Source organism: Niallia sp. 03133 (assembly GCF_052663225.1).
The window spans coordinates 168,094-181,199 of the sequence record NZ_JBQTCY010000003.1 but is presented as its reverse complement, the minus strand read 5'-3'; the positions used below and the strand labels follow the sequence as shown (position 1 = coordinate 181,199).

General features: G+C 37.7%; 10 protein-coding genes. 1 reads left to right on the top strand and 9 read right to left on the bottom strand.

Annotation, left to right across the window (positions count from 1 at the left end):
• Positions 1–47: 47 nt before the first annotated feature.
• The 5 genes from ACTYBU_RS05465 to ACTYBU_RS05445 all read right to left on the bottom strand — a co-directional run bounded on the left by ACTYBU_RS05465 (position 48) and on the right by ACTYBU_RS05445 (position 6,462).
• Positions 48–278 (bottom strand): hypothetical protein, encoded by a 231-nt coding sequence (locus ACTYBU_RS05465; RefSeq protein ID WP_445487799.1) that lies wholly within the window; start codon positions 276–278, stop codon positions 48–50.
• A gap of 70 nt (positions 279–348) precedes the next feature.
• Positions 349–1,767 carry a dihydropyrimidinase gene (hydA, locus tag ACTYBU_RS05460; protein ID WP_445487798.1) on the bottom strand — a complete coding sequence of 473 codons (1,419 nt, stop codon included), beginning with the start codon at positions 1,765–1,767 and terminating at the stop codon, positions 349–351.
• A 66-nt stretch (positions 1,768–1,833) separates the two neighbouring features.
• Positions 1,834–3,120: an NAD-dependent dihydropyrimidine dehydrogenase subunit PreA gene (preA, locus tag ACTYBU_RS05455; RefSeq protein WP_445487797.1), complete on the bottom strand. Its 1,287-nt coding sequence runs from the start codon at positions 3,118–3,120 to the stop codon at positions 1,834–1,836.
• A 17-nt stretch (positions 3,121–3,137) separates the two neighbouring features.
• Positions 3,138–4,511 carry an NAD(P)-dependent oxidoreductase gene (locus tag ACTYBU_RS05450; protein WP_445487795.1) on the bottom strand — a complete coding sequence of 458 codons (1,374 nt, stop codon included), beginning with the start codon at positions 4,509–4,511 and terminating at the stop codon, positions 3,138–3,140.
• Between the two features lie 589 nt (positions 4,512–5,100).
• Positions 5,101–6,462, bottom strand: coding sequence for an aspartate aminotransferase family protein (locus tag ACTYBU_RS05445; RefSeq protein WP_445487793.1), 1,362 nt, complete (start codon positions 6,460–6,462; stop codon positions 5,101–5,103).
• Positions 6,463–6,619: 157 nt separating this feature from the next.
• Here ACTYBU_RS05445 and ACTYBU_RS05440 point away from each other — a divergent pair, with 157 nt between their 5' ends.
• Complete coding sequence (locus tag ACTYBU_RS05440) at positions 6,620–8,260, top strand: PucR family transcriptional regulator (protein WP_445487791.1); 1,641 nt, start codon at positions 6,620–6,622, stop codon at positions 8,258–8,260.
• Positions 8,261–8,314: 54 nt separating this feature from the next.
• Here the strand turns inward: ACTYBU_RS05440 and ACTYBU_RS05435 are convergent, their stop codons facing one another.
• The 4 genes from ACTYBU_RS05435 to ACTYBU_RS05420 form a co-directional block, all read right to left on the bottom strand.
• A complete protein-coding gene (locus tag ACTYBU_RS05435) occupies positions 8,315–9,277 on the bottom strand; it encodes a nuclease-related domain-containing protein (protein WP_445487789.1) in 963 nt (320 codons plus the stop codon).
• Between the two features lie 395 nt (positions 9,278–9,672).
• Positions 9,673–10,116 carry a transporter gene (locus ACTYBU_RS05430; RefSeq protein WP_445487788.1) on the bottom strand — a complete coding sequence of 148 codons (444 nt, stop codon included), beginning with the start codon at positions 10,114–10,116 and terminating at the stop codon, positions 9,673–9,675.
• Positions 10,117–10,229: 113 nt separating this feature from the next.
• Complete coding sequence (locus ACTYBU_RS05425; RefSeq protein WP_445487787.1) at positions 10,230–10,637, bottom strand: VanZ family protein; 408 nt, start codon at positions 10,635–10,637, stop codon at positions 10,230–10,232.
• 685 nt (positions 10,638–11,322) lie between these two features.
• On the bottom strand, positions 11,323–12,993 hold the full coding sequence (locus ACTYBU_RS05420) for a glycoside hydrolase family 13 protein (RefSeq protein WP_445487786.1): 1,671 nt from the start codon (positions 12,991–12,993) through the stop codon (positions 11,323–11,325).
• Between the last annotated feature and the right edge of the window lie 113 nt (positions 12,994–13,106).

The window sequence follows — 13,106 nt, the reverse complement described above, 5'->3', positions numbered from 1 at the left end:
ATTAGAAAGTTTTCTGATTTCTCACTAGATACCTTTTCATCATCTGATTATAGGATGAATCCTTCTTGTGCTATTAATTTTGCAGAAAAATATTTCCTCGCATTCGCTGTAGAAAGATGCAATGTTTTTATGCTGCTTTCTTCATCCGTATTTTGTTTATTTTCGAATTCTACAATAGAACCACTTAAATTTTCTATTACACTTTTAATTCTGTATCCTTTTTGGAAAAGAAAGTCCATTTGATCACGCTCATGTAAAAATTGCTGATGTTCCGACATTTACCTTCCCCCTTTTCTAATCAATAGGAGACAGCACCTAATAAGATAATAGCTGCACAGCTTACATCTATTATATGGTTAATGTTTTGCTTTCCGCAGGCTGCTGCGTTTCACCGTATTTTGCCCGTTTTATATATTGGCCAGCACCAGGTTTTCCTACAAACTGTTTATCACGAATGACAAATTCCCCTCTAGATAAAACAGACACAGGCTCACCTGTCACTTTCATTCCTTCAAACGGATTATAATCTACTGCCATATGATGCGTTTCTGCCGAAATAATTCTTTCGACTTCTGGGTCAAATATTACGATATCTGCGTCTGCTCCAACAGCAATTGTTCCTTTTTTCGGGTAAAGCCCAAATAATTTGGCAGCACGTGTAGAAACAATATCCACAAATTGGTTAAGACTGATTCTTCCTTTTTTCACGCCTTCTGAATATAAAATACTCACCCTGTCTTCAATGATTGGACCGCCATTTGGAATCTTGGAGAAATCTCCTTTTCCTAAATCCTTTTGTCCTTTAAAGTCAAAGGAACATTGATCAGAACCTAATGTTTGCAGCTGCCCTGTTTTTAATGCATTCCAGAGCACTTCCTGATTCCACTTTTCGCGCAGCGGAGGAGACCAAACATACTTTGCTCCTTCAAAATCAGGTTTTTCTAAATAAGATTGATCGAGCACCAAATATTGTGGACATGTTTCTCCCCATATATCAACGCCGTTGCTTCTTGCTTCTTCAATTTTTTTCGCAGCTACTGCACAGGATACATGCACAACATACAGCTGAGAATTTGCTAAATCAGTTAAAACCGCAGCTCTGCCTGTAGCTTCCCCTTCCACTTCAGCTGGTCTTGTTAAAGCATGATAAATCGGATCTGTTTTTCCTTCTGATAATGCCTTCTTTACTAAATAATCAATAACATCTCCATTTTCCGCATGCACCATGACAAGCGCCCCTAATTCTTTTGCAGCTACTAAAGTTCGGAAAAGCGTTTCATCATCTGCTTGAAAATGATGCTTATACGCCATAAAAACCTTTAAAGATGTTATGCCTTCCTCTTCTATAATAGTAGGCAGCTCATTTAAGGCATCTTCACTTGCCTCTACAATCTGCAAGTGAAAACCATAATCAATCACTGCTTTTTGTTCTGATTTTTTGTGCCATGTTTCAATCGCACTTTTTAAGGTTTTTCCTTTCGTAGTTAAACAAAAATCAATGACTGTGGTTGTACCTCCAAAAGCAGCTGCCTTTGTTCCCGTTTCAAAATCATCTTTTGTCACCGTGCCTCCAAAGGGCATATCTAAATGAGTGTGGGGATCAATTCCGCCTGGAAATATGTAGCATCCTTTTGCATCTATGATTTCTGCATCTACTGCATGCAAATTTCCACCAATTAGTGTTATCATGCCATTTTCAATGCATACATCTGCACAAAACGTATCAGATGCGGTTACAATCGTTCCATTTTTAATTATTTTTTTCATGTAGAATCCTCCTCATAATAAAAGCGCAAGCACCTTGGTCATACCCTTAATTATCATTCCTTGGATTTACTCATTTACCATACTTGCCGTTTTTCCAAAAGCACTGATTGCTGCTTGCCGTTCATTCCATGTCATCGGCGGAAGTTCACTAGGAATTTCAATCATATCAATTGCTCCATCCACGGGACATACAATAGAGCATAAATTACAGCCTACACAATCTTCTTCTCTTACCTTTAAGTATCCTTTACCCTCTTTATCTTTGAGCATATCAATGCATTGATGGGATGTATCTTCGCAAGCAATATGGCACTTATTGCAATTGATGCAAACATCATTATTTATTTTTGCTACAACTTGATAATTTAGATCAAGATCTCCCCAATTCGAATAGTTCGCAACCGATTTTCCTACTAAGTCCATGACAGAAGCAAGCCCTTTTTCATCCAAATAATTGCTTATTCCCTCTATCATATCCTCAACAATGCGAAAACCGTGGTGCATAGCTGCAGTACAAACTTGCACGCCCGTTGCCCCCATCAATAAAAATTCAACGGTATCTTTCCATGTGCCGATGCCCCCAATTCCCGAAATCGGTACATTAATTCGCGGATTTCTGGCACACTCTCCTACCATATTCAATGCGATTGGCTTTACTGCTGGACCACAATATCCACCGTGTGCTCCTTTCCCTGCTACATGTGGGATGGTTTGCCATGTGTCAATATCGACACCAGCCAGGCTGTTAATTGTATTAATCATGCTTATAGCATCCGCACCGCCATTAACTGCTGCTTCTGCGGTTGCTGTAATATCGGTTATATTGGGTGTCAGCTTTACAATAACAGGTGTTTTGGCCACTTCTTTTGCCCAAAATGTCTGCTTCTCGACTAATTCTGGCACTTGCCCGGAAGCAGACCCCATTCCTCTTTCTGCCATCCCGTGGGGACAGCCAAAGTTTAACTCCAGTCCGTCCACCCCTACAGCCTCCACCTTTTTTACAATTTCATGCCACTTCTCCTGTGTGGGCTCCACCATTAAGCTCGCAATAATAGCGTGGTCTGGGAATCGTTTTTTCGTTTCATATATCTCTTTTAAATTGACTTCTAAAGGACGGTCTGTGATTAATTCAATGTTATTAAAACCTGCCACTTTCTGTCCGTTGAAACTGACAGCAGCAAATCTGGAAGAAACATTGATAATAGGGTCACCTAATGTTTTCCATACAGCTCCTCCCCATCCTGCTTCAAAAGCCCTTTGCACTTGATATCCTGTATTAGTTGGAGGAGCAGAAGCTAACCAAAATGGGTTGGGTGACTTTATTCCTGCTAAATCTATTCGTAAATCCGCCATAAATCCGCCTCCTATTATTAAGCTGTTTCTACAATTGCTGAAGAGAATGCTTGATGGATTGCATATGCACTTTCCTTGCCCTGTTGAGCTGCAGATACAACCATTGCTTCCCCCTGTCCATTGCCAAAAATCACATCTCCGCATGCAAATACTTTTTTATTGGATGTTTGATAAGTGCCCGGATTAATTTGGACAACGCCATTATCATGATTCAGCCCAAATTGTTCAATAAGCTCCACATAACGAGATTGACCTATTGCTTTAATCACATGGTCCACTTCCAAAATAAATTCAGAGCCTTCTACTGGAATTGGCCGGCAGCGGCCATCTTCTCCAGGCTCTCCTAATACCATTTCGATACATTCTAGGCCCGTTACTTTTCCAGTTTCATCTCCAATTATTTGTTTTGGAGCAGTAAGCCACCTAAACTCCACTCCATCCTGTTTGGCAAATTCATATTCAAACTCATAGGCTGTCATTTCTTCTAAACTTCTTCTATATAAAATTTTCACATTAGCTGCACCAAGACGGACAGAGCATGTCGCAGCATCAATCGCTGTATTTCCAGCTCCAATAACCGCTACTTTTTTACCGATAAATTCATCTGTAAGTGGTTTTGTTTTTGTCTCTTTGACAAATTCAATTGCATCATAAACTCCCTCTAAATCCTCTCCAACAATGCCTAAATCAGGAACATTAGACATGCCGATTGCCAGCAAAATAGAATCATAGTTTCCAAGAATTTCTTCGATAGAAATATCCTTTCCTACTCTTGTATTTGTGCGAATATCAACATTTAATTTTTTTACTTGTTCTACCTCCCAATAAGAAATCGCTTTTGGCAATCGAAAAGAAACAATGCCATAGGTATTTAATCCTCCAGCGTTTTCTTCTGCTTCAAAGATTGTCACACTATATCCAATCCGTCCCAGTTCTCTTGCTGCAGATAATCCAGCAGGACCTCCACCAACAATCGCAACCGATTTGCCGTTGCTTGGATTTGCTTCAAAAAAAGTCTGTTCATTTTGCATCGCCCAGTCTGTCGCATAACGCTGCAAATTTCCAATCATAATTGGTTTAGTAGAATGGTTTAGCACACAGGCTCCTTCACATAATTCTTCTGTAGGACATACTCGTGCACAACTTGCCCCCACCGGATTAGCAGACATAATCGTTTTGGCAGAACCTTTCAAATTGCCCGAAGCAATTTTTTTTATAAAAGATGGGATATTGATCCCAGTTGGACATGCTGTAATACATGGGGCATCATAACAATATAAACATCGATTTGCTTCTTCCGAGGCTTCCTGTTTCGTTAATCCTGCCTCCACCTCTTCAAAGTTTTTAAGCAGATCCTTTTTTACTAATTGTGAAAAGCTTGTTGAACGCATAAAAAACCTCCTTAAAAGACTATTTAGCTAAAACTTTTCGAACAAATATTATTTTCGTTTCTAATATTTTCATGAGTTTAACACTATGTTTATGAGGTAATTAATAATTAAAAAGTGAAGCAAAATACCATTTGCTGCATTGGACTTACTTTTAATTAAGCCAAAAATAGCGGAAATAATATTTTTTCATGGGATAAGCAAATTAATAACGGTCAAAAGGGGTTTCTCTAGATGACTTATTTATTGTAAGTAGGATGAAAATGAAAGACTATATTACATTTAGGATGGCGAAAATAAGCATCTTTCTTTTATGACGACCCGAAATTTCGCAATTATTAGTGTAAGAAAACCTAACATTTTTTCAAGAAGATAGATTTAAAAAATAATATAGCTATTATATATGGTAATTTCTAGTTAGTAAATACACTTTTTGTACTTTTCTGACTATTCACCTTGTGACTTCCTTCTGATCCTCTTTCTTTTTCCTAGTTTTCTATAAAAACATCCATTTTCCAGTTAGATTTTCTGACAATTTAAATAGAATAAAAGGAGGGCAAATGACTGATTTCTATTTGCCCTAAAAGTTGATTTAGATATAGTTATTTTCCGCCAGCACTTTTTTCAGCACAGTTAGGATAAAAGATAAGTCATCATCCGTACATGATAACGGTGGACTTAATGTTAAAACATTATTAAAGCCATCCACGGTATCGCCATTTTTTCCGATAATCAGGCCTTCTTTTTTGCATTCCTGCACTATTTTACCAATAAATTCAGCCGGAACAGGTTTTTTCGTTGTTTTGTCCTCCACTAGCTCTATTCCGATAATCATGCCTAACCCTCGGACATCGCCAACATTTGGATGACTTGCAGCCAAATGGGATAGCTCTTTTAACAGAAATGCTCCACTAGAAGCTGACCGTTCCACTAAGTTTTCCTTCTCCATAATTTCCAAATTTTTTAATGCAACCGCACAAGCAGAAGGGTTTCCGCCGAATGTGTTGATATGACGAAAATGCCAATTCTCCTCTTGCCCTTTAAATTTTTCAAATATTTCTTTTTTAACAGCAGTAACTGACAAAGGAAGGTAGGCGCTTGTCAACCCTTTTGCCATTGTAATAATATCTGGCTTTATATGAAAATGCTGATGTCCAAACTTTTTTCCTGTCCGTCCAAATCCGCATATCACTTCATCAATGATTAAGAGGATCCCATACTTTTTGCATATCTCTTGAACTTTTTCTAAATAGACAGCATCCGGAATCAGCACCCCTCCTCCTGTAATGAGCGGTTCCATAATAATACCGGCAATTGTTTCCTTTTGTTCCCAAATGATTTTTTGCTCCAATTCCTCTGCACGCAATATGCTTACTTCTTCACTTGAAAGATTTCCTGCTCCCCGGTATGGATCAGGCGGTGCTACATGAAGAAATCCACTTGCCAACGGCTCGTATTTGTATTTGCGAAGAGCCTGTCCTGTCGCTGATAAAGCTCCCATTGAATTGCCGTGATAGGCACGGTGTCTTGAAATAAATTTATAACGGTTTGGTTCACCATTTTGCTGATGGTATTGACGTATTAATTTAAATGCCACTTCATTTGCATCGGAACCGCTGTTGGAATAAAAAATCATATACTCGCCATCGAGCCACTCATTAATTTTTTCCGAGAGTTCTATAGCTGGAACATGACTTTGTGTCATTGGCATATAACATAATTCCTTCATCTGCTCGTATGCAGCTTTCGCCAATTCTTCTCTTCCGTATCCTACATTTACACACCATAATCCAGACATTGCGTCCAAATACCGATTGCCTTCATGATCTGTCAACCAAGCTCCTTCCCCTTTAACAGCAACCATCGCCGGCTTTTCTTCTACAAAAGGGGAGATATGGTGCCAAATGTTTTTTTGATCTTTTTCCACTAATGACAATGTCTTTACCTCTTCCATCTCAAACCATCTCCTTCCAATAAGGAACTTTCCCATATATTGACGCGAGGATATTTACTAGGATACTATGTAATTTACAGATAATTTAAATAATTTTCATTTTACATTCTGTCAAATGTTTACGCTAATTGGATTAACATTTTAGGAGGAAGCTAGGATGAAAGAAATTGAAATAACCGTTTCCGAAGTATTAAAAAGAAATCCGTTTAACAAAGCCAAAATAGCCGCTGGTAAAAATGGATTAAACAGAAAAATTAAATGGTCTCATATTTTAGAAGTGAAAGAGATTGAGTTATTTGTAAATGGCGGAGAGCTTATTTTAACGACTGGCATCAACCTCCAACGAGATGCAAAAAAACAATTTGAATATGTAAAAAAATTGATAGATCTTAATACAGCATGCCTATGTATTGAATTGGGATCCTCTATAAAAAGCATTCCGAGTGATGTATTGGTGTTGGCTGAAGAAAACAATTATCCTATTATTATTTTTGAAGAAACCGTTAAATTTGTCGAAATCACGCAAGATCTTCATACATTGATTATTAATCGCCATCATCAGCTTATTACCGATCTTGACCGCCTATCCACTGAGTTTAATAAACTTTCCTTGCAGTCGAATGGCATATTAAAAATTTTACAAGAATTACACCATTATTTTCAGCATCCATCGTTCTTCATTGGAAATGAGGAAGAGCCGTATTATTACCCATCTGATCAGAAAGAATCCGAGTACATTATCCGCACCTACTTAGAAGAAAAAAATTTTGATCCAGGAGAGAAAGGCTATATATCCATACAGCATCAAACCTTTATTATGGTGCCTGTTCGCGTATTTGAACAAATATGGGGTTATATTTTCCTTAAGGCAGGGGAGTTTTTGACGAGAGATTTTTATCTACTTGTACTTGACCGGGCAGCAATTGCTATTTCGCAAATATTGCTCCGATACAGGACGTTGGAGGAAAGAAAACAAAATATAGAAGAGGAGCTTGTTCGAACGCTTCTTTCGGGAAAAACAGTGGAGGAAGAACAATACCGATCCCTGTTTCCAATTCATTATCCGCAAACGTCTTGCAGGATTATCTGCTGGTCCAGAAACAAAATCATGCATGCCGGCCGTTCACACTGGAATGAAGCAAAAATACAAATTTCTATGCTGCTGCGCTCCTTATTTCAAAAATCAGGATTTCACCCAATCATTTCCGTAAGACCGCATGAAATTATTTCCATAGTATTTATACCACCTATTTTCAGTAAAGAAGTAGAACAATCAAAGTGGGAGCAGCTTGCTAATTCTTTTTTTAAGATTGACTCTGCCTATTTTCCTTCTCACCTTTTTTTCGGCATCAGTTCGATTTTCACCGAAATCTCTTCCAGCAAAAAAGGATATGAAGAAGCAATGAGCGTTTTATCGTTAAAACAGAAAAAGTTAATATCCAGTCATTTCTTCGACGAAATCGGCATCTATCGTTTGTTGCTGCCTCTTCAAAAATCTGGTGAGCTGAAAAACTATATTTCGAGCTATTTAGAGAAAATAATTGCCCACGATTCAAAACATGACAGCCAATTGCTAAAAACATTAGCTGTTTACTTGCAATGCAACGGCTCTAAAAAAGAATCCGCTGAAAGACTGTATGTAGTCCGCCAGACACTTTATCATCGAATCGAAAAATTAGAAAGTCTACTGGGAAAGGATTTCATGGAGCCAGCCAATCGTTTAGCCATTGAAACTGCTATCCAAGCGTACAATTTAGAAAATAGCAGTGAACAAGAACAGAAAGTGGAGGTTGTTTGAGAGAGGGGAAATTCTCTCTTTTTTTGTGATATTTAAGAGCAGACAAAATTGAGTTTAGACCATATCCTTGTAAACCTTCCACCTTTTTGTTCCTTTGCTTGCTAGATGAAGTGATTTTAAAATTCTTGCTGCAACGAAAGGAGAGGATATCTTTAAAAAATCTCTTAATTTGCTGCTCGTTATATAGGGACCAAATAAAAGATAATAGTCCTGTAATGCTTGTAGATGTGCATCTCTACATGTTTTATCGCATTTAGGACAATACCATGTTCCGTGCACTCTAGTTAACGGGATAAAATTACAAGTTGTGCATCTAACCCCTTTGATCAGCTCCCTTTCCTTTATTTGAAGCCTTTCTAAAATAGAATCTTTATTAGGGGTTTCCTGGTTCTTTAATGTGCGAATCCACTTTTTCAACTCCTTCTCTTGCAGCATTACTTTCTGGTTGCATTTTTCTAATTCGTTTATTTTAGTTGGAATGAATTCACGATGAATTACTTTTTGATGAAGTTGATGATTTTCGGGGGAAGTGTGAATGAAGGTCTGGGGATTACTGATAACCACGACTGAATAGATTGGAATATTCGTTAACTTGTTTGCTGAAGCCCATTTTCTCAACTGATCCTTGTGCCGGTTTGCTTGCAGCATCGGATCGGAAAAAACCGTATCTACTCCTTCTTTTGTACGTACTAACTGATGAAACATAGGATCAAAATATAGAGAACCTGAAATATTTTTCACTTCTATTATCAGAGCGAATTTTTTAGACAATAACAACGTATCCATTTGAAAATAGCTAGATTGAAAGGAAAGCCGTAAATCATGAAAAAAATAATAATCTTTTTCGGGAAGTAGATTTAGAAAATAATCAATCGAGGTCTCGCCTTTATAACCGGCAGTGTGTCTTTGAATATAATCTTTGACAAGGGGGTACTGAGGGTGATCACAAGGAGTTCTTGGTTCTAATACGAGTAGTTGACGCAGAAAAAAAGGCTTTTTTCGTTCTTTTATTATCATTTCATCACTCCAAACACCATTTTCCCGTATATTTCGGCAAAAATGCTGAAGATTCCTGCTTTTTATAGAGATACTTTTTTATATTATTTGATACTATTTGCAATTTTCGGGTTCTATTTGCGAAAATCCTACTTCTATTTGCGATTTTTCAGATTCTATTTGCGAAAATCCTACTTCTATTTGCGATTTTTCAGGTTCTATTTGCGAAAATCCTACTTCTATTTGCGATTTTTCAGGTTCTATTTGCGAAAATCCTACTTCTATTTGCGATTTTTCAGGTTCTATTTGCGAAAATCCTACTTCTATTTGCGAATCCCCACGTTAGGCATCCAAAACGCCAATGGAGCCTCCACCATCAAAAAAAACCACCTCTAAAAGTGGTTTTCACACATAAGTTAATAACATTGAAAAGACCGGATGCGATCGGCGTCTGTGCCATAGTACACCCATCTGTAGTTGCGCCAACGGTATCCTGCAACGGATGTTCTTCCAATATAGGTCGGATAGAACCAAAAACTACGTCCGTTATTTAGCCATACATAAGTATATCGGCGCAAACACCTCCTCATAGAACCTGGATCGACTGCGTATACTCCCGCAGATTGCTGCAATTGTGGCGTATAAGATGGCGGTGGCGATGTTGGTGCATCATAACCTCCACCACTTCCTGGGAAATTAGGCTGTGATGGCTGCCCTCCTCCTCCAATTGGCGGAAAAAAATTCCCTTGACCAGGAATAGTCGGAAACTGTCCTTGACCTGGGGGTGGAAATGGGGGCGGACTTCCAGGCTGTTGGCGAAAGGCATTTACATCATAAGGATAGAATGATGGATAGTGCATAAACATATCTCCCTTCGGATTAGTATGCTTTAACTTATGCAATTTGCCTAATTTGGTGAGTAGTAAAAAGAGAACAAAAAAAACATTTTTTCTAAAAAAGAAAAAATGTTTATCTAAGCGTCCATATTTTCTACTGTTCCTGCTTTAACAAACTTATATAACAAATAACCAATGATGGTTCCAAATGTATTTAGAATAATGTCATCTATATCTGTAAACCTATTGGATAATAATAGTAACTGTGTGACTTCTATACATGTTGAGAAGCATGCACCAATAATGGCAGCTTGGTAAACAGCATGAATTCGGCGAAATCTCCAAGGAAGAAGGAAGCCAAAGGGAACAAATAAAAAAATATTGCCTCCAACATTAATAATGAAGATCCTCAGCGACTCTTCTGTCCACAACCCTTGCAGCATTTTAAAGGGAATCAAGTTTATTCCACCTGCTCCAACCCCAATACCTAATGCAGGATGCGGAAACATGGTTAAATAAAAAATATATAAGATAGAAACCAGCAATAATAGATTTATAAAATTTCGATAAATAGGCTACACCACCAACATTCACTTAATAAAGTAAAATTATACCATCAATGAAAAGAAAAAGCTTTTGACAGACTTGCTACCCGTGTGAATTATTCCAAATTCAACAGCCATGCAACCCCGAACTTATCCACAATCCATCCGAATTTTTTACCCCCACTGATGGAAAGGTTCACTTCATTGCCTCTTCGGCTTGTCCTTGAAACATTAGAAATGGCGTCACTTTTAATTTGTTAATTTAGATAGAAGATGCAAATGATGATTAGCCATTCCACCTAACCCAATTAAACCAACCTTAATCTTTTCATCCCTCTGCTCCCTCCAATAAGTATGTTCCTTTTTTTACTGTATGATATGTAGCCTATAATTAAGAAAGAAATAGTGAAAACGTTTAATATAGTGCACTTTTTACGGAAGATGAAACGCTTCTAATTTCCATTAAGAAAAGCGCAAGCGAGGTGAGGGAAGCGTTGAAGTCGATAGGGTGCTTGCGCTAGACACTTGTCAGACTTCAGAAAACTTATACTTTCTTACTCTTTCAAAAAAGAAAGCCATCCCTTTTACCATGGAAGGTGAAGGGATAGCCCATTTATATTAGAAGATAATAATGACTAATACCTAATCTTTAAGCACCACTCAACAGGCGCTTTAGATTTCTATGTTATTTTAAAAGATAGACTCTTGCCTCATATGGTTTTAAAAGAAAGCTTGAAATATCTTCGTTCTCTTCTTTATAATTGCTAATTAACAGTTCTTTCGTTTTATACGTGATGCTGTTTGGCAAAGTAAAGGTTGGCTGTTCACTAGAGAAATTTGCCACTACAAGTAATGTTTTCTCTCTCAGTACACGAGTGTAGGCATAGATTTGCTCATCTTCTTCTAAAATCAGACGATAATCTCCATACACTATAATGTCATTTTCTTTTCGGAGTTTAATTAACTGTTGATAATAATAGAAAACAGAATTAGGATCTGCCAATGCTTGCTCTACATTAATGTCATTATAGTTTGGATTTACTTTCAGCCAAGGTGTACCTGTCGTAAATCCTGCATTTTCCGTATCATCCCATTGAACAGGTGTACGAGCATTATCACGTCCTTTTGCATAAATGGCTTCCATTACTTTATCAGGATCTTCTCCACCTTCTATCACTTTTTCCCGATACATATTTATAATTTCGATATCATTATAGTCTTCCAAGTCGAATTGAACATTAGTCATCCCAATTTCTTCGCCTTGATAAATGTATGGGGTGCCTTGTAGCATATGTAGAAAAGTTCCCAGCATTTTAGCTGATTCCACCCTATATTCTTTATCATTTCCAAAGCGGGACACCATTCTTGGCTGATCATGGTTATTTAAATAAAGGCTGTTCCATCCTTTCCCGTTTAGCCCATATTGCCATTTTGACATAACCTCTTTTAGAGCCGATAGCTTAAATGGTTTTACATTCCATTTGCCGCCTTCTCCTGAATCCACATCCATATGTTCAAATGTAAAAATCATATTCAGTTCTGTATCTTGGTTGTTTGCATATTGGATGGCATCTTCAACAGATGCTCCTGGAGACTCGCCAACTGTAATAATGTCATACTTAGATAACACTTCTCTGTTCATTTCCTGTAAAAATTCATGCACGCGGGGGCCATTCATAATATAATCGCCGCCCCACTCATACTGCCCGTCTCCAGCACCGTCAGGAAGTCCCTCTACTTTAGAGATTAAATTGATAACATCCATGCGGAAGCCATCAATTCCTTTTTCCAGCCACCATGTCATCATATCGTATACTTCTTTTCTTACTTTTTCGTTTTCCCAATTAAGATCTGGCTGTTTTTTACTAAATAAATGGAGAAAATATTGTTCGGTTGATTCATCATACTGCCAAGCAGAACCGCTGAAAAAGGAGGACCAATTATTCGGTTCTTTTCCATCTTTTCCGTCCCGCCAAATATAATAGTCGCGATAAGGATTGTCTTTTGATTTCCGAGACTCTATAAACCAGGCATGTTCATCAGAAGAATGGTTGACTACTAAATCCATCATCAGCTTCATCCCACGTTCATGTAAACCAGCTAATAATTTTTCCCAATCCTTCAATGTCCCAAATTCATCCATAATATCTTGATAATCGCTAATATCGTAGCCATTATCATCATTTGGCGATTTATACACAGGCGAGAGCCAAACAACGTCCACTCCTAGTTTTTTCAAATAGTCCAATTTTGAAATAATTCCTTGCAAATCCCCTATTCCATCACCATTGCTATCCATAAAACTGCGGGGATAGATTTGATAGACAACACTTTCTTTCCACCATTTTTTTTGCACGATTTTTCCTCCTGTTCTCTTGTAAGCACTTCATCTACTTCTTCTGCTGATTTAATTAAACCTTTTTTTACATATCTTTTACAAATTGCCAGCTTGCTTTTAAATACTAATTC

Bases quoted from the DNA above. Each gene is read 5' to 3' on its own strand.
- ACTYBU_RS05435 (WP_445487789.1), bottom strand. From the start codon at position 9,277: ATGATAATAAAAGAACGAAAAAAGCCTTTTTTTCTGCGTCAACTACTC.
- ACTYBU_RS05465 (WP_445487799.1), bottom strand. From the start codon at position 278: ATGTCGGAACATCAGCAATTTTTACATGAGCGTGATCAAATGGACTTT.
- preA (WP_445487797.1), bottom strand. From the start codon at position 3,120: ATGGCGGATTTACGAATAGATTTAGCAGGAATAAAGTCACCCAACCCA.
- ACTYBU_RS05440 (WP_445487791.1), top strand. From the start codon at position 6,620: ATGAAAGAAATTGAAATAACCGTTTCCGAAGTATTAAAAAGAAATCCG.
- ACTYBU_RS05430 (WP_445487788.1), bottom strand. From the start codon at position 10,116: ATGCACTATCCATCATTCTATCCTTATGATGTAAATGCCTTTCGCCAA.
- ACTYBU_RS05450 (WP_445487795.1), bottom strand. From the start codon at position 4,511: ATGCGTTCAACAAGCTTTTCACAATTAGTAAAAAAGGATCTGCTTAAA.
- ACTYBU_RS05445 (WP_445487793.1), bottom strand. From the start codon at position 6,462: ATGGAAGAGGTAAAGACATTGTCATTAGTGGAAAAAGATCAAAAAAAC.
- hydA (WP_445487798.1), bottom strand. From the start codon at position 1,767: ATGAAAAAAATAATTAAAAATGGAACGATTGTAACCGCATCTGATACG.